This window comes from Castellaniella defragrans 65Phen (genome assembly GCF_000612685.1).
Classification (GTDB): Bacteria; Pseudomonadota; Gammaproteobacteria; order Burkholderiales; family Burkholderiaceae_B; genus Castellaniella; species Castellaniella defragrans.
In genome coordinates this window covers 236146-253269 of record NZ_HG916765.1, presented here as the reverse complement: position 1 = coordinate 253269, position 17124 = coordinate 236146, and the positions used below count along the sequence as shown (strand labels likewise).

The 17124-nt window shown below is 67.9% G+C and carries 15 protein-coding genes and 1 pseudogene; 1 reads left to right on the top strand and 15 read right to left on the bottom strand.

Going from position 1 to position 17124, the window contains the following annotated elements; all coding sequences use genetic code 11:
- Position 1: 1 nt before the first annotated feature.
- From BN940_RS01150 to kynU, 12 genes and pseudogenes are all read right to left on the bottom strand, one after another.
- Positions 2-922: a branched-chain amino acid ABC transporter permease gene (locus BN940_RS01150; protein WP_043679235.1), complete on the bottom strand. Its 921-nt coding sequence runs from the start codon at positions 920-922 to the stop codon at positions 2-4.
- A gap of 126 nt (positions 923-1048) precedes the next feature.
- Entirely contained in the window at positions 1049-2218 is a 1170-nt protein-coding gene (locus BN940_RS01145) for an ABC transporter substrate-binding protein (protein ID WP_043679233.1), read from the bottom strand.
- Positions 2219-2267: 49 nt separating this feature from the next.
- Positions 2268-3071: a 2-oxo-3-hexenedioate decarboxylase gene (dmpH, locus tag BN940_RS01140; protein WP_043685413.1), complete on the bottom strand. Its 804-nt coding sequence runs from the start codon at positions 3069-3071 to the stop codon at positions 2268-2270.
- A 127-nt stretch (positions 3072-3198) separates the two neighbouring features.
- Complete coding sequence (gene dmpE / locus BN940_RS01135; protein WP_043679230.1) at positions 3199-3984, bottom strand: 2-oxopent-4-enoate hydratase; 786 nt, start codon at positions 3982-3984, stop codon at positions 3199-3201.
- A gap of 63 nt (positions 3985-4047) precedes the next feature.
- Positions 4048-5040: an amidohydrolase family protein gene (locus tag BN940_RS01130; protein WP_043679228.1), complete on the bottom strand. Its 993-nt coding sequence runs from the start codon at positions 5038-5040 to the stop codon at positions 4048-4050.
- A gap of 36 nt (positions 5041-5076) precedes the next feature.
- Positions 5077-5652, bottom strand: coding sequence for a 3-hydroxyanthranilate 3,4-dioxygenase (nbaC, locus tag BN940_RS01125; RefSeq protein ID WP_043679225.1), 576 nt, complete (start codon positions 5650-5652; stop codon positions 5077-5079).
- 63 nt (positions 5653-5715) lie between these two features.
- On the bottom strand, positions 5716-6144 hold the full coding sequence (locus BN940_RS01120; protein WP_043679222.1) for a RidA family protein: 429 nt from the start codon (positions 6142-6144) through the stop codon (positions 5716-5718).
- A gap of 55 nt (positions 6145-6199) precedes the next feature.
- Positions 6200-7657: a 2-hydroxymuconic semialdehyde dehydrogenase gene (locus BN940_RS01115; RefSeq protein ID WP_242404238.1), complete on the bottom strand. Its 1458-nt coding sequence runs from the start codon at positions 7655-7657 to the stop codon at positions 6200-6202.
- A 232-nt stretch (positions 7658-7889) separates the two neighbouring features.
- Positions 7890-9668 carry an LVIVD repeat-containing protein gene (locus BN940_RS01110; RefSeq protein WP_052355505.1) on the bottom strand — a complete coding sequence of 593 codons (1779 nt, stop codon included), beginning with the start codon at positions 9666-9668 and terminating at the stop codon, positions 7890-7892.
- Positions 9669-9704: 36 nt separating this feature from the next.
- Positions 9705-10748 carry a porin gene (locus BN940_RS01105; RefSeq protein WP_043679218.1) on the bottom strand — a complete coding sequence of 348 codons (1044 nt, stop codon included), beginning with the start codon at positions 10746-10748 and terminating at the stop codon, positions 9705-9707.
- 139 nt (positions 10749-10887) lie between these two features.
- Complete coding sequence (locus BN940_RS01100) at positions 10888-12297, bottom strand: amino acid permease (RefSeq protein ID WP_043679215.1); 1410 nt, start codon at positions 12295-12297, stop codon at positions 10888-10890.
- A 99-nt stretch (positions 12298-12396) separates the two neighbouring features.
- A pseudogene (gene kynU, locus BN940_RS01095) lies at positions 12397-13646 on the bottom strand (kynureninase).
- 141 nt (positions 13647-13787) lie between these two features.
- On the opposite strand from kynU, the gene BN940_RS01090 reads away from it, so the two are divergent.
- Entirely contained in the window at positions 13788-14249 is a 462-nt protein-coding gene (locus BN940_RS01090; RefSeq protein WP_043679212.1) for an Lrp/AsnC family transcriptional regulator, read from the top strand.
- Between the two features lie 15 nt (positions 14250-14264).
- Here BN940_RS01090 and BN940_RS01085 read toward each other — a convergent pair whose 3' ends face one another.
- Genes BN940_RS01085 through BN940_RS01075 form a run of 3 tightly spaced genes read right to left on the bottom strand, consistent with a single transcriptional unit; the run spans position 14265 to position 17073 of the window.
- On the bottom strand, positions 14265-15227 hold the full coding sequence (locus BN940_RS01085) for a LysR substrate-binding domain-containing protein (protein WP_052355504.1): 963 nt from the start codon (positions 15225-15227) through the stop codon (positions 14265-14267).
- Positions 15228-15238: 11 nt separating this feature from the next.
- On the bottom strand, positions 15239-16159 hold the full coding sequence (locus BN940_RS01080; protein WP_198408283.1) for a DMT family transporter: 921 nt from the start codon (positions 16157-16159) through the stop codon (positions 15239-15241).
- Positions 16156-17073, bottom strand: coding sequence for a LysR family transcriptional regulator (locus BN940_RS01075; protein WP_043679209.1), 918 nt, complete (start codon positions 17071-17073; stop codon positions 16156-16158). Before BN940_RS01075 ends, BN940_RS01080 begins: the two co-directional genes overlap by 4 nt.
- Positions 17074-17124 lie beyond the last annotated feature (51 nt).

Sequence of the window (17124 nt, the reverse complement as noted above, 5' to 3'; positions counted from 1 at the left end):
CTCAGCGTTTCTTCACGGGAAACAGGCCTTCGGGCTTGACGGCCAGCACGATCACCATCAGCACGTAGACCGCCAGCGACGAGATCGCCGCCCCCAGCGTGCTGGCCAGTTCCTGTTCGAGGGACTGGCGCAGCAGCGCCGGCATGATCGTGCGCCCCAGGGTATCGACCAGGCCGACCACCAGCGCGCCCAGGAAGGCGCCGCGGATCGAGCCGATGCCGCCGATCACGATGACCACCAGCGTCATGATGAGGATCGAGTCGCCCATGCCGGGCTGCACCGACAGGATCGGCCCCACCAGGGCGCCGCCCAGGCCCGCCAGGCCGGCCCCCAGGGCGAAGATGAAGGTATTGAGCCAGCCGATGTTCACGCCCAGCGCCGCGACCATGGCGCGATTGCTGGCGCCGGCGCGGATCAGCATGCCGACGCGGGTGCGCTCGATCAGCAGGTACAGGCCCAGGGCCACCAGCAGGCCCGCCAGGATGATCAGCAGGCGGTACAGCGGATAGGGCGTGCCCAGCACCATGACGGTATTGCCGAGCGCCTCGGGCAGGCTCATGAAGATCGGCGCCGAGCCCCAGATCATGCGCACCGCCTCGTTGCAGAACAGCATCAGCCCGAAGGTGGCCAGCACCTGGTCCAGGTGTTCGCGGGGATACAGGCGCGAGAAGCCGCAGCGGTCCAGCGCCACCCCCAGCGCCATGGCGCCCCCCAGGCCCGCCAGGATGGCCAGCGCAAAGGAGTCCGTATGGCGAAAGGCGGCGGCCGCGAAATAGGCCCCCATCATGTAGAGCGCGCCATGCGCCAGGTTGATGAAGCTCATGATGCCGAAGACCAGCGTCAGGCCGGCGGCCAGCAGGAACAGCAGGATCCCGTACTGCAGGCCGTTCAGGGCCTGCATGAACAACAGCTGCGGACTCATGTCCGTCCTCCGTGACGGGCGGCGCGTGCCGCCCGTCGGTCAGGGCTCGATGTCAGGGCCCGGCGGGCGGGCGCCCGGCCCCGCCGCAAACGATGGCGGGGCGCGCGCCCGGGCTCGGGCCCGGGGTCAATACTTGCACTTCTCGACATAGGCGTCCGGATGGTTCGACAGGGGCTTGCCGATGGTCTTCAGGGACACGCGGCCCTGCGCGTCCTTGGCCACCTCGAAGGCGTAGAAGTCCTCGATGGGGAAGCCGTTGACGTTGAACTTGTAGGGCCCGCGCAGGGACGCGTAGTCCGCCGCACGCAATGCATCGCGCAGCGCCTTCTTGTCGGCGACGCTGCCGCCGGTCTTCTTCAGGGCGCTGTCGATCAGCAGCGCCGAGTCGTAGGACTGGGCGGCGTACTGCGAGGGGATGCGCTTGTACTTCTGCTCGAAGGCGGCGACGAAGGCCTCGCTGACGGGGTTCTTGAAGTCGGGCCCCCAGAACGTGCCGGCATAGGCGCCCAGGGCCGCATCGCCCAGGGCCGGCAGGGTGCTGCCGTCCACGGTGGACACCGTCAGCAGCGGGATCTTGCCCATCAGGCCGAACTGCTTGTACTGCTTGACGAAGTTCACGCCCATGCCGCCCGGCAGGAAGACCCACACGGCCGACGGATTGGCGGCCTGCAGCGCCAGCAGCTCCGCCGAATAATCCTGCTGGCCCAGCTGGGTGTAGACCTCGCCGGAAATGCGGCCCTTGTAGAAGCGCGTGAAGCCCTTCACCTGATCGCGGCCCGACTGGTAGTTGGGCGTGATCATGTAGACGTCCTTGTACTTCTGGTCGGTGGCGAACTGGCCCATGACCTCGGCCTGCCCGTCGTTCTGCCAGGACGCGAAGAAGAAGCCCGGATTGCACTGGCCGCCGGCCAGGGGCGCGGGGCCCGCGTTGGAGCCGACGAAGGTCACGTCGGCGTCGGCCATGGGCTTGGCGATCGCCATCATGACGTTGGAGAACGTCACCCCGGCCACCAGGTCCACCTTGTCCTTCTCGATGAATTTCTGGACCGCCTGGACGCCCACGTCGGGCTTGAGCTGGTCGTCTTCCTTCAGGAAAACGATGTCCTGGCCGCCCAGCTTGCCGCCGTTCTGCTCCAGCGCCAGGTTGAAGCCGTCGACCATGTCCTGGCCCAGGGCCGCCCCGGAGCCGGACAAGGTGGCCAGGAAGCCGATCTTGACCTCGGCCTGCGCCGATCCGGCGGTCAGCCCCAGCGACAGAGTCAGGGCGGTCGTCAGCAAGGTTGTGCGAAATGCCATGGTTTGTCTCCTGCAGGATTAATAGTTTAGTTTTAAAGTATTACCGATCTTACACGAAAGTCAGCGAGGTGCAACCCATGCCTTGCGCATGCAGGGCCACGTGGTCGCCCGGCTGCACGGCCACCGCCTCGGTCAGCCCGCCCGTCAGGATCAGCGTGCCCGCCGGGATCGCCTGCCCGCGCCGCCCCAGGTGATCGGCCAGCATCGCCACCGCGTTGGCCGGGTGCCCCAGCACCGCCGCCCCCGCCCCCAGCGCCACCACCTCGCCGTTCTTCTCCAGCACCACCCCCGTCGTGCGCAGGTCCAGCTCGCGCGCATCGCGCATGATTCCGCCCACCACGAACCGGCTCGACGAGCAGTTGTCCGCCACCACGCTCTTCAAGTCGAACTTGAAGTCGCGGTAGCGGCTGTCGATCACCTCGATGCCCGCCAGCACGAAGTCCGTCGCCGCCAGCACCTCGGCAATCGTGCAGCCCGGGCCGGCCAGCGCCGCCTTGGTCACGAACACCAGCTCGGGCTCCACCTTCGGGTGGATCAGCTCCGCATGCCGGCACCGCCCCCCGTCGGGCACCACGAACCCATCGGTCAGAAACCCGAAGATCGGGCTGTCCACCCCCATCTGGCGCATCTTCGCAAACGAGGTCAGCCCCGCCTTCAGCCCCACGATCCGCGCCCCGCGCCCCACCTTGCGCCGCCGGATCGCCTCCTGCACCGCGTAGGCGTCGGCCCAGTTCATCCGCGGATGATCCAGCGTGATCTTGGGCGTGTCGCGCGCCTGCAGCTCGCAGTCCTCCAGGCGCTCGGCCAGCGCCTCGATGGTCGCCGCATCCAGGCTCGGCGCGTCCAGGTCCATCCCGTCCGGGTTCGTCCCGCCCGTGTTCGTTTCGCCCATGTCCGTCCCGCCTCGGTTCATCTCTGTCATCGTCCTTTCTCCTTGCACCGGTCCCGTCTTGCCCGCGTCCGCCCTTCTTTCTTCAGTCTCAGGCGACGAAGCGCACGCCGCAGGCGCCGATGCCCCCGATCGAGACCTGCAGGCTGTCGCCCGCAACGACCGGCGTCATCGCCGCCAGCGCACCGGACAGGACGATCTCGCCCGCCTCCAGCCCCACCCCCAGCGCCCCCAGCGCATTGGCCAGCCACGCCACCGCGTTGGCCGGATGGCCCAGCGCCGCCGCCCCCGCCCCCGTGCCCAGCAGCTCGCCGTTCTTCTCGAACACCATGCCGCAGGTGCGCAGGTCCAGACCGCGCGGGCTGACCAGCCGGTCGCCCAGCACGAACACCCCGCACGAGGCGTTGTCGGCCACCGTGTCCTGGATCCGGATCTTCCAGTCCCGGATGCGCGAATCGACGATCTCGAAGCACACCATCACCGCCTCGGTGGCCGCCAGCACCTCGCTCACCGTCACCCCAGGCCCGCACAGGTCCCTCTTCAGCAAAAAGGCGATCTCGCCCTCGGCCTTGGGCTGGATCAGCCCCGCCATCGAGATCGCCTCGCCCGGGGCGACCGCCATGTCGCTGAGCAGGTAGCCGAAGTCCGGCTGGTAGACCCCCAGCATGTCCATCACCGCCTGGCTGGTCACGCCGATCTTCTTGCCCACCACGCGCGCGCCGGCCGCCAGGCGCCGGCCCACCATGCGCTGCTGCACGCGGTAGGCCTGCTCGACGCTCATGCCCGGGTGGCGGGCGCTCAGCGGCTCGACCATCCGGCGCTCGGCCCAGGCGGTGTAGAGCTCGTCGCCCAGTTCTTCGATCAGCGCGGTTTCCATCTCGTACGGCTCCGTTCGGTCAGCATTGAATTCGGTCAGGATCGAATCCAGGCAAGGTTGGATTCAGGCAAGGTTGAAGAAGGCCCGGGCGTTCCCGGCCAGGATGCGGCGCTTTTCATCGTCGTCCAGCAGGGCGGTCTCGCCCACCAGCGCGCCGATGCGCTGTTCGCCCAGCGGATAGGGATAATCGGAGCCGAGCATCACCCGCTCGCTGCCCATCACGTCCACCAGCAGGCGCAGGGCGCGCGGATCGAACACGGCGGAATCCACCGAGAACCGGTCGCAGTAGGAAGACGGCGGATTCGGGCAGTCCTGGCGCACGATGTCGCGGTACTTCCAGGCGTTGTCGACCCGGCCCAGGGTGAAGGCGAAAGCGCCGCCGCCATGCGCGAAGCACAGCTTCAGGCTGCGCGGCAGCCGCTCGAAGGCGCCCGACAGGATCAGGGACAGGATCCCCAGCGACGTTTCCGCCGGCATGGCCACCAGCCAGGGCAGCATCCATTGGCGCATGCGCCGCCCGCCGCCCATCATGTCCCAGGGATGGACCAGCACCGGGATGCCGCTCACGGCGCAGTGGTGCAGGAATTCCACCAGCTGCGCGTCGTCCAGGTCGCGGTCGCCGACGTGGTTGCCGATCTGCACGCCCACGTGGCCGGCCGCCTGGGCGCGGGACGCCTCGCGGCAGGCCCGCTCGGTGTCCTGCAGGGGCACCTGGGCCAGCGCCTTCAGGCGGTCGGGATGGCCGGCGCAGTATTCCAGGGTCAGGTCGTTCATGCGGGCGGCCCAGTCGGCCACCTTGCCGGGGTCCAGCGCGTAGCCGAACATGATCGGCGTGGCGCTGACGACCTGCACGTCCAGGCCCAGGCGGTCCATGTCCGCCACGCGCAGCTCCGGATCCCACAGCACCGGCTCGACGGGGCGGAATTCGCTGTCGCCCTTCATGATCATGCCCGCGTCCCGGCCGGTGATCTTCAGCCAGGGCGCCTGCACGGGGTCCAGCGCGCGGGCCTGCTCGCGCGAGATTTCCGGAAAGATGTGCGCGTGGATGTCTATCATGTCGGTGGCCTTCGTGTGTCTCGTTCCGTGTCCCGTTCAGAAATCCCGGACGCTGGAATCCCGCAGCTGCTCGTGCCAGATGCGATAGTCCTTGCCCGGGTGCTGGGTGCCGCAGCCGGGGCAGACGCGCTCCTCGTCCTTCAGCGCGTAGAACTGGGCGTAGACCTTGGGCAGGTCGTCCACCAGGCTTTCCAGCTGCTTGGAGGCCTTCCAGACCTCGGTGCCGCAATGGGCGCAATACCACTGCAGGCTGTCGTGCCTGCCCTGGGGACGGGGCAGCTCGATCAGCAGGCACAGGCCGTTGGGGTCGGGGCGCTGCGGCGAATGGATCAGGTGCGGCGGCTGCAGGAAGATGTCGCCTTCCTTCAGGTCGATGCGCTCGAAGCGGCCGCGGTCCCAGACGATCAGGAACGCCTCGCCGCGCAGCTGGTAGAAGATTTCCTCGGTCGGGTTGTCGTGGAAATCGGTGCGCTGGTTGCCGCCGCCGACCATGTTGATGATGTAGTTGCCGTCGGGAAAGATCGCCGCGTTGCACACCGGCGGCTTGAGCCGGTCGCGGTGGTCGTCCACCCATTGCATCAGGTTCTTGGGCAAGCCGTACTTCGCATCCATGTCTGTCTCCTCGTGGTGCGCCGGCGCCTGTCGGGGGCGCCGGTCGTCGTGTCCGGCCCGGTGTCAGGCGGCCGGCGGCCTGTAGGCGATGGCCTTGATCTCGATGCGCAGGTGCGGGTGCGGCAGCTGATGGACGGCGACCGTGGTGCGCGCCGGGCCATCGAAGCCGAAATATTCCCCGTAGACCTCGTTGTAGCCGGCGAAGTCCCCCATATCGACCAGGTAGGCGCTGATCTCCACCACGTCCTCCAGGCCGGCGCCGACGCTGGCCAGGATGTCGCGGATGTTCTCGATCACGGCGCGGGTCTGCGCCCGGATGTCCATGCGCACGGCCCCCATGGCATCGATGGTCTCGACGCCGGCCAGGGTGTTGTCGGCGCGACGCGAGCTGGTCCCCGAGACGAACAGGAAGTCGCCCGCGCGCCTGACGTGCGGGAACTTCCCCCGCGGCGTGGCCTTGCCGGTGACGACCTTGGCGGATGCTGGGTTCATGGGATGCGGTCTCCTGTGGTCCTTCGTGCGAGTCCCGTCCGGCGTGCGGAACGGCTCAGATCTTGACGCAGATGTTGGTGATCTCGGAATAGAAATCCAGGGAATGGCGCCCGCCCTCGCGGCCGATGCCGGAGCGGCGCACGCCGCCGAAGGGGGTGCGCAGGTCGCGCAGGTACCAGGTGTTGACCCAGACCAGGCCGCTGCGCATGCGCGGCGACACCCGGTGCGCGCGCGACAGGTCGCGCGTCCAGATCGCGGTGGCCAGGCCGTAGTCGGAATCGTTGGCGCGGGCGACGGCCTCGTCCTCCGTGTCGAAGGGCGCCACGTGGCAGACCGGCCCGAAGATCTCCTCGCGCAGGCAGCGGGCGTCGTCGGGCAGGCCGGTCCAGACGGTCGGCCGGACCCAGAACCCCTGGTCGCGCGCATCGCCGAACACCGGCGTCTCGCCTCCGGTCACCACGGTGGCGCCTTCCTCGCGCGCCAGTTGGAAATAGGACAGGACCTTGGCCTGGTGCTTCCGCGAGATCATGGGGCCGATGTCGGCGGCCGGATCGTCCGGACGCCCCAGCACCAGCGCCTCGGTGCGCGCCTTGAGCGCCGCCACGAAGCGGTCGAAGATCGGCCGCTGCACCAGCACCCGCTCGCTGCACAGGCAGACCTGGCCGGAGTTGGTGAAGGAGGACTTCACGACCCCGTCCACGGCGGCGTCGAAGTCCGCGTCCTCGAACACGATGGCGGCGTTCTTGCCGCCCAGCTCGAAGGACACGTCCTTCACCGCGTCGGCCACGGTCTTCATGATGTGCGCCCCGGTGGCCGAGGCCCCGGTGAAGGTCACGGCGTCGATGTCCGGATGGCTGATCATGGCCTGGCCGGCGGATTGGCCGCCGAAGCCCTGCAGCACGTTGAAGGCGCCCGCGGGAAAGCCGATGTCGTGCGCCACCTGCGCCAGCAGGAAGGCGGAGGACGGCGTTTCCTCGGAGGGCTTGGCCACCACCGCGTTGCCCAGCGCCAGGGCCGGCGCGACCTTCCAGCTGAACAGCAGGACGGGCAGGTTCCAGGGCGAGATCGCCACCACCACGCCCAGGGGCTTGCGCACGACGTAGTTCAGCGCCCGGCCGCCGTCGGCCGTCACGGTCTCGAAGCATTCCGTGTGGGCCTGGCGGACCAGGTCGGCGAAGAAGCGGAAATTGGCGATGGCGCGCGGCACGTCCAGGGTGCGCGCCTGGCGCACGGTGCGGCCCGTGTCGCGCACCTCGGCCTCGACGAATGCGTCGAAACGCCGCTCGATGCCGTCGGCCAGCCTGCGCAGCCAGTCGGAGCGTTCGACCGGCCCGCACCGCCCCCACTCGCCTTGCAGCGCCGCCCGGGCGGCCTGCACCGCGAGGTCCACCTCCCCGGCGCCGGCCTCGCAGACTTCGCCGACGACGGCGCCGTCCACCGGACTGATGTTGGGAAACCGCCGGGCGCTTTCGACGAAACGGCCGCCGATGTAGTGCGTGATGAGTTCGGCCACGATGCTTGTCTCTGGTGTGGTTCGTGTGGTGATGGAGCGTGAAGGGCTGGCGTGGGGGCCCGGTGTTCTCGTATGGAGACACTGTAAGGGGCGTCGGGATTATTTTCTAATCAATAAAGCGCTTGATGCGATTCCATAATGGAATAACTCAGGCAGGTACTCCGGAGCCTTGCAAGGAAAACGGCCGGACGCCGCCCGAAGGCGCTCGTCCGGCCGTTGGTTTCAGGCCGTGTCAGCGCGCGGGCCAGGGCCGGGCGGGCATGCCCATCACCGGCTCGCCCAGCAGGGGCGAGGACAGGGCATAGGCGCCGTTGTCCGTGAACGCCCACATGATGTTGCGGTCGTATTCGGTGTACAGGGCGAACACCCCCTGGCTCAGGGTGTAGCTCGGCAGCTCGGTCTCGTCCGCCAGCGGCGGCACGAAATATCCCGCGATCCTGGGGTGGGCGGGATCGCTCACGTCGAACAGCTGGACCCCGGCGTTGTAGAAGGAATAGGGCACGATCTTCTGCCGCCACGCGCCCGGCTGCCCGATGGAATTGGAGCGCTTGGGCCCGAACGATCCACCCCGCTGGCAGAAGCTGGTGTAGGGCGCGTTTTCCGGCGGAACGGGACGCGGCAGGGTCGCCGCCACCTTCATGCGGGCCGGATCCCGGGCATCGACCACCCAGATATCCTTGTAGGGCTCGTTGCAGTCCGTATTCAGCGGGTAGCCGCTGGTCAGCACGTATCCCGTGCGCTCGTACTGGCTGACGTCCGCGTTGTCGAACTCCGTGCCCGAGAAGGACGGCGGCGTATTGAAATTGCCGAGGATCTTCGGATGTGCGGGATCGCTCAGGTCGAACGACCACAGCCCCAGGCCCCCCATGGCGCCGAACCCGATCTTGCCGCCCTGTTCGAGGGGCTTGGGCAGGAACAGCGGCATGCGCGCGCCCATCCACGACGTCCGGTTGCCCGCGCGCGGATTCTTCAGGTATTCAAACACGCTGGCCGGGTCGTCCACCTTCTGCCCCGGGACCGTGATCTGCGACACGAATTCCGGATGGGCGGGATCGGACATGTCCCAGACCTGGTAGCCAGGGGAATACAGGTAGTTTGAATACTCGGTCAGCGCATAGCTGTCGTCGGGCGCCGCTGCCAGGATCATGTACTTGCCGCCGAAATATTCCGGCGCGTCCAGCGAACCGGACCCCCGCTGCCGGCCGACCGATGCGTCGGGCCGCTCCACGTCGGTGGTGCGGGTCGCCAGCAGTTCCCAGTCATCGGGCGTCGGCCCGTTCATCGCGTAGACCTTGAAGCCCTTCAGAGAGTTGTAGCTGCGCTGCCGGGCGACTTTTTCCGGCTCTTTCAGCTTGTCTTCCATCAGCCCGTAGCGGCCGATCTCGTAGGAAGCCACCAGGATGGGCTTGCCCAGCTTCTTGTTCCAGGCGATGGTCATGCCCCCCCAGTAGTCCTTCACGCCGGCCGCGTCCCAGTCCTCGCTCGGCCCCTTGGGCCCCCAGACGGCCCCTTTTGAATAGACCACCTTGCCGTGCGCCGGATCGGTCACGTCCATGATGCGCAGGTAATCGCGGTCATGGATGTACAGGTAGCGCCGGCCCTCGAAATCCAGCACGTTGTTCCAGGCATGGAAGGGCGAGCCCACGCCGGGATAGAAGGCGATCACGTCGACATTCTTTGCGAGCAGCGTCCGGTCCCAGTGGTCCAGTTCGCCCGGGAAGCGCTGGCCGTCGTGCGCCTCGGGCGTCGCCTTGGGAAAGACGAACGCCCCCGTGTTCGGATCCATCCCGTAATCCTTCCCCGGCACCTGGGGTGCCGGCCGGCGGTCCGGCGTCACCGACAGCCACCGGGCGAGCCAGGGATCCTGGACGGAAGGGGTGCCCGGCACGGCCTCGCCGGCGGGCCGGGCGGCGTCGCCCTGCGCCAGCGCGGTGGCGCCGGACGCAGCGAAAATCACGGCGGCCAGCGCCGTCGTCCTGAAAGCCTTTCCAGGCAGAGTGCGGATATGCATGGTGTCTTGTCTCCTTCGAGTCGATGGGGGAATCGTTCAGAATTTGTGGCGCATGCCCACGGCCAAGCCCATCGGACTCTGGCCCGGGTCGGGCGTGTCGTTCCAGCTCACGGGATAGGGAACGCGGGCGCGCTCGTCGTTGTCGATGTAGGCGAAATTGATGTACAGGTCGGTCCGCTTGGACAGGCCGTGCAGATAGCCCAGCGTCACGCCGTTGGCCGTGCCGACGGCCGCGTTGTCGTCGTCGTGGCGGTGCACGAAGCTGGCATGCACGCGATTGCGACCGTCGATGTCCCAGCGCACGCCGAACTGCACGTCCCAGCCGCTGGCCGAGAAGCCGACATAGGGCGGATAGGTGTAGTAGCCGTCGTAGGTGTGGAACATGAAGGTCGGCTCCACCCCATTGTCGAAGCTGTAGACCACCGACAGGTAGTCGTCCCGGGTGCTTCTGAGGTCCGACGGGCTGTCGATGTCCCGGTTGCGGGCCCGCTCGCTGGCCAGGCCGATGTACAGCGGGTGGCTGTAGTATTCCAGCGCGACGCCCATGAAATGCCCGGCCTGGGTGCCGCCCCCTTCGCCGAACGCGTACATCACGCGGCCGGACAATCCGCCGAAGCTCGGCGAGTTGTACTGGATCGCGTTGTCCACCCGGTAGGGCGCATAGAAGAACTGCATGTTGTTCATGACGCTGTATTCCGAGCCGTAATTCGGATCGGCATAGCCCGTCACGAAGGACGACGGAGTGTCCTGGCGGCCCAGGGTGACGTCGCCCCAGCCTCCCTTGAGGCCCACGTAGGACAGCCGCATCTGCTCCTTGCGCTCGCCGGTGCTGGCGTCGAACTGGGGCTGGAACGTGAAATAGGCCGTGTTGCCGCCCCCGAGGTCCTCGCTGCCGTTGAACTCCAGGCGCGAGCTGCTCATCACGCCGCTGGCCAGGTCCGTGCGGGACTCGTCGTCGCCCGAGTTCCTGAGATGCTGCAGGCTCAGGTCGAGGATGCCCGACAGCGTGAGGCCGGACTCGGCGTGGACCGCGCCCGCCGCGAGCAGCAATGCCGCCGCGAGCCCTGTCTTCTTCATCATGAAGCGTCTCCTGTGATTTGATTCTTCTGTCGTCATGCGCGCGGGCGGCACGCAGCGCCCCCTGCCGGCGCCGCGGCATGCTTCGGTGGATCGGGTGGCGGGGGGCGCGCCCCCGGGAATCAGCGGTTCGGCTCGGGCATCAGCCGATGCCGCCGGAACGGGCCTCGCGGTCCGGGGCGGGCTTGCCGCGCGCCTTTCTCAAGCCGTACGCCAGCACCAGCAGCGCCAGGAAAGGCACGCCGAACACCAGCGTGGCGTGGAAGATGTCGATGAACCAGGTGGTCAGCAGGATGGCCGAGATGCCGGTCAGGCCCAGCAGGGTGCCGGCCGGGTAGCCGGGCATGCGAAAGCGCAGGAATGCGCCCCGGCCGGCCATGCGGCGGCGGAAGAACAGGTGCGTGAAGAAGATCATGCCCCAGGTGAACAGCACGCCGAACATGGACAGCGCGATCATGATGGGGAAGGCCGTGCCTGGGTCGGACACGTACACCCAGGCCGCCACCGCGATGCCGCTGGCGGACACCGCCAGCGCATTGAGCGGCACCCCGTTGGCGCGGATCCGGCCCAGCGCCGCCGGCGCGTCGCCGGCCCGCGACAGGCTGAACAGCATCCGGGTCGAGATGTACAGCATGCTGTTCATGGCCGACAGGGCCGCGACGATCACGATGAAGTTCAGGATGCTATCGGCGTAGGGAATGCCCACGGACTGCATCACCGTGACGAAGGGACTGGTCGTGCCGTCGGCCACCAGGGTCTTCCAGGGCACCAGCATCACGATCAGGGACAGCGACAGCAGGTAGAAGATCACCAGCCGCGCCACGGTCGCCTTGAAGGCCTGGCGCACGGCCTGCTCGGGATGCTCGGCCTCGCCCGCCGCCACGGCGATCATCTCGATGCTGAAATAGCTGAAGATCGAGATGATCACGCCGGTCCAGACACCGCCCCAGCCGTTGGGCATGAAGCCGCCCTGGCCCGTCAGGTGCTGCGCCACCGGCACCGCCTCCCGCCCGCCGGCGAGCATGCCGATCGCCAGGACGATGAAGGCCACGATGGCGAAGACCTTGGTGGCGGAGAACCAGTATTCCACCGAGCCGAAGGCCTTGACGCTGTAGGCGTTGACGCCGATCAGCGCCGCCGAGAAGCCGGCGATCCAGATCCAGGCGGCGACGTCCGGGAGCCAGAACTTCATGTATTCGGCCACCGCGGTGACTTCCGTGCCGACGGCCAGCACGATGCTGGACCAGTAGCAGTAGCGCACCAGGAAGCCGGCCAGCGGGCTGACGTAATGCTCGGCATAGGCGCCGAACGAGCCCGAGGTGGGATGCGCCACCGTCATTTCCGCCAGGCAGCCCATCAGCAGCAGCGCGATGAAGCCGCCGATGACGTAGCTCACGACCACGCCCGGGCCGGCGAAGCCGATGGCGAACTTGCTGCCCAGGAACAGTCCCGTGCCGATCGCGCCGCCGATGGCGATCATGCTCATCTGCCGCGCGGTCAATTTCTTGTGCAGCCCCGCCTCGCGGGACTGGATCTTGTCGAATCCGTCCATCTCCGTCTCCTGATTTTCATTCTGTTTTTTTATGTGTGCTTCATGGCGTGCGGCGCGGGCCGCCGCCGCGGCGCCCCGGCCGGGCCGGGGGCGCCGCCGTCACGTCACCAGCCCGCGCTCGCGGAACTCGTCCCGCTCCCATTCGCGCCGCGCCAGCACGGCCTTCAGGTGCTGGACGGCCTCCCAGACATCGACGAAGCGCAGGTACAGCGGGGTGATCCCGAAGCGCATGACCTCGGGCTCGCGGTAGTCGCCGATCACGCCCCGCGCGATGAGCGCCTGCACCACGGCGTAGCCCTGCGGATGGCGGAAGCTGACGTGGCTGCCGCGGTGAGCGTGATCCAGCGGCGTCTCCAGCGCCAGGCCCTGGCCGGCGCACTCCTGCTCCACCAGCTCGATGAACAGGTCGGTCAGCGCCAGGGACTTGCGGCGGATCTTCTCCATGCCGGTCTGCAGGAAGATGTCCACGCCGCACGCCACCAGGCTCATGGACACGATGGGCTGCGTGCCGCACAGGAAGCTGCGAATGCCCGGATCGGGCACGTAATCGACCGCCATGTCGAACGGCCGCGCATGCCCCCACCAGCCCGACAGGGGCTGGCGGAAATCGGCCCGGTGCCGGGGATGCGCCCACAGCATGGCCGGCGCGCCGGGGCCGCCGTTCAGGTACTTGTAGGTGCAGCCGATGGCGAAATCCGCGTCCGCGCCCTTCAGGTCGATGGGCACGGCGCCGATCGAATGGCACAGGTCCCAGACCGCCAGGGCGCCGCGCGCGTGCACCAGCTCATCGACCGCCCGCATGTCGTACAGGTAGCCGGTGCGGTAGTTGACGTGCGACAGCACCACCACGGCGGTCTGCCCGGTCACGGCCGCGTTCAGGTCCTCGGGCCGGTCGATCAGCCGCAGCGTGTAGCCGCGGTCCAGGAGCCCGATCAGGCCCTGGATCACGTACAGGTCGGTGGGAAACGCATCCCGCTCGGCCAGGATGATCTTCCGCTCCGGATGGGCGCGCCGCTGGATGTCCACGGCGTTGGCCACGACCTTGAACAGGTTCAGCGAGGTGGTGTCTGTGACGATGGCCTCGCCGGCCCGGCGCCGATCAGCGGCGCGAGCCGGTCGCCCAGGCGCGTGGGCAGCGCCCACCAGTCGTTCCTGTTCCAGCTGTTGATCAGGTCGGCGCCCCACTCCCGGCGGATGACGTCCTGGGCGCGCGCCGGGGCGTCTTTCGGCAGGGCGCCCAGCGAATTGCCGTCCAGATAGAGGGTGCCCTCGGGTAAATCGAACTGCTGCCTGAGACTGGCCAGCTCATCGGCCCGGTCGCGGGCCAGGCACTGTTCCAGTGTGATCATCGATGCCTCCTGTGCGGCGTTTTCACTGAAAAACAGTCTATCAAGGAGGCAGCGGGAAATTATTCTAATATTCCAATCCAGAGTGTAAATATCGGAATATCATTCGATTATTAGAGTCATTGATCGAAAGGTATACCAATCATGAGAATGGACCCGGTGGACATCAAGATTCTGGGCATCCTGCAGCGGGACGGCCGCCTGAGCAATCTCGAACTGGCCGACATGGTCGCCCTCTCGCCGTCGGCCTGCCACCGGCGCGTCAAGCTGCTCGAAGAAAACGGCTACATCGACGGCTACCACGCCACCCTGAACGCCAAGAAGCTGGGCTTCGACATCCAGGCGCTGGTCAACCTGAACATCGGCCAGCTCAGCGAGGCCCAGCACAACTATTTCACGCGCGAGATCGGCCTGATGCCCGAAGTGGTCAGCGCCTACATCGTGACCGGCGAGACCAACTACGTGCTGCACGTGCGCACCCGCAACTTCGAGGAGTTCTCCCGCTTCGTGGTCAACCGGCTGAACAAGCTCAAGGGCGTCACCAAGATCTACTCGCAGATCGTGCTCGACGAACTGAAGTCGCTGGGCGCGCGCGTGCCGCTCTGAGCCCCCGCCGGGGCCTCAGCCCGCCGGCGGGACCCCGCCCGTGGCCTGCGCCCGCGCGCCGACTTCCTTGAGGATGCCGATGAACAGGGCCGCCGCCGGCACCGGCTCGCGGTCGGCCCGCAGGCTGTAGCCGATGGTGCCGAACGGCACGCGCACGTGGATCGGGACCTCGAACAGCACCCCCACCTGGATCAGCGGCCGGGCCGCCACGCTGGGCAGCATGGCCAGCGCATCGGACCGCGCCAGGATGCCGAGGTTGGTCAGCATCGACAGCGAGACGATCTGGTTGTGGGGGATCGGCAGGTCGCGGCCGCGGAAGAACCGGTCCACCTGCTTGCGCACCGGCGAGGAATTCGACGGCACGATCCACGGATAGTCCAGCAGGTCCTCGGGGGCGCACGCCGGCTGCCGCGACAGGGGATGGCTGGCGCGCGCCACGATCATCAGTTCGTCGTCGTAGATCGCGTGCATCTCCACCCCCTCGCCCGGATTCTCCGGCAGGCGGCCGACGATCACGTCCAGCTCGCCGACGCGCAGCATGGGAAAGAGGATGTCGTTGGTGGCTTCCTGGATCAGCAGGCCCGCCTTGGGATGGCGGCGCTTCATCAGGGCCGCGCTCTCGGGCAGCAGCCAGGCCGAGGCGGAGATCAGGGTGCCGACGGCCACCTGGCCGCCCTCGCCGCTGCGCAGCGCCTCCAGCTCCTCGCTCAGGGCGCGCGCATCGCCCAGCATGGGCCGGATGCGCGCCAGCAGGTGCTCGGCGAACACGGTCAGCCGCACGCCCTTGCTGTGGCGCTCGAACAGCGTGACCTGCAGCAATTCCTCCAGCTGCCTGACGATCTTGACGACGTTGGGCTGGGTCATGTGCACGGCCTCGGCCGCCTTGTGCATGGACCCCAGGGTGGCCACCCGCTCGAACACCAGCAGCTGCTTGAATTTCAGGTCGCGCACGCGCGCCAGGCTCTGGTCCGACAGCATCGCCGCGGCGCCTATCCGCGCCCGCCCATCGGGCGCAGGCTGATCACCGCCAGCGCCACGCCGATCAGGATCATCCCCGACAGCTCCAGCCCGCCAGGGACCTCGCCCAGTTCCAGCCAGCCGGACAGCACGCCGACCACCGGCACGCCCAGCGACGACAGGCCCGCCATTCCGGCGGACAGGTGCTGCAGCGCGAACAGCCACAGGAACCAGGCCAGGGCCGTGGCCAGCAGCGCGTTGTAGGCCAGCGCCGCGTAGAAATAGGGCGCCGGCGCGATCGGCCGCTCCGGCACCAGCCAGGCGACGACGCACAGCGCCAGGGCGCCGAACAGCATCTGCCACGCCGTCAGCGGCAAAGCATCCATCGGGTGGTCGCGCTTGATCCATTTGGCCACCAGCGTCGCCAGCGCCCAGCACAGGCCCGAGGCGACGGCCAGCATCTCGCTGACGATGCCGGCGTGATGGCTCCAGGGCTCCAGGATCAGCAGCAGGCCCGCGGCCGCCAGCGCCAGGGCCAGCCACTGCAGCCCGCGGATGCGCTCGCCGAACGCCACCCAGGCCAGCGGGATGACCCAGAACGGCATCGTGTACACCAGGATCGAGGTCTTGCCCGCCCCGCCCTGCAGCAGCGCGACCTGGATCAGGGCGGAAAACACGCCGGTCTGCAGCACGCCCAGCAGCAGCACGCGCGGCCAGGCCCGGATGCGCATGGGCCGCCGCAGGGCCGCCAGCACCAGCAGCAGCGCGACGGCGCCGAACAGGGTGCGCAGCGCGGAAAAATCGAAGGGGCCGACATACGCCAGCACCTGCTTCATGACGACCCAGTTGTAGCCCCAGACCAGCGCCATGCCGGCCAGCGCCGTCAGCGCGAGCCGTTCGTTGCGGCGGGCCTTGGGATCGCGCGCCGGCGCGTGTTCAGCATTCGCAGTCAAGATGATCTCTGTCCTTCCCAGTAACCGGGTTCATGATAATGGTTTCTCAGGTCGTCGATGAAATAGCGCACCTTGGCCGGCAGGTAGCGCTGCTGCGGATAGACCGCCTGGATGTCGTAGGCGGGCAGGGCGAATTCGTCGAGCACCGTCACCAGCTCGCCGCGCTTGAGTTCGCGCTGGATCTCCCAGGTGGAGCGCCAGCCGATGCCCAGCCCCTGGCGCACCCAGTGGTACAGCAGCTCGCCGTCGTTGCAGGCCAGGTCGCCGCGCACCCGCACGGCGAAGGGCTTGCCGTCGCGCACGAAGGTCCAGCCGCGATGCTGCCCGCCCTGCAGGTTGAAGGCGAGGCAGTTGTGCCGCGCCAGGTCCTCGGGCACGCGCGGCACGCCGTGCGACTCGAAATAGGCGGGCGTGCCGCAGACCACGCGGCGGTTCGGATACAGGCGCACCGCCACGTAGTTCGGGTCGGTGACCTCGCCGATGCGGATGGCCATGTCGTAGCCCTCGCGCACCAGGTCCACCACGCTGTCGGTGAAGTTGAAGGACAGCGCCAGGTCCGGGTAGCGCGCGCGGAATGCCAGCGCGTGCGGGGCCACGTGCAGGCGCCCGAACGAGGCCGGCGCCGACACCACCAGGTGGCCGGCGAGCGACCGGCCCCGCGACATGATGCTGGCGTCGGCGGCGTCGAAATCCTGGATCAGCTGCTGGCAGTGCTCCAGGTAACGCTCGCCCAGGTCCGTCAGCACCAGGCCGCGCGTGGAGCGGTGCATCAGCTGCACCCCCAGGCGCTTTTCCAGCGCCGTCAGGCGCCGCCCCATGATGACCGGGGTCACGCCTTCCACCAGGGCCGCGGCGGCGAAGCTGCCCTGCTCGGCAATCAATACAAAACTGCGTATCTCGGTATAGCGGCTCATGAAGGCCTCCCGATGATTCCCCGCGGACTGGAAAACCCCGCAAGGCAAGGA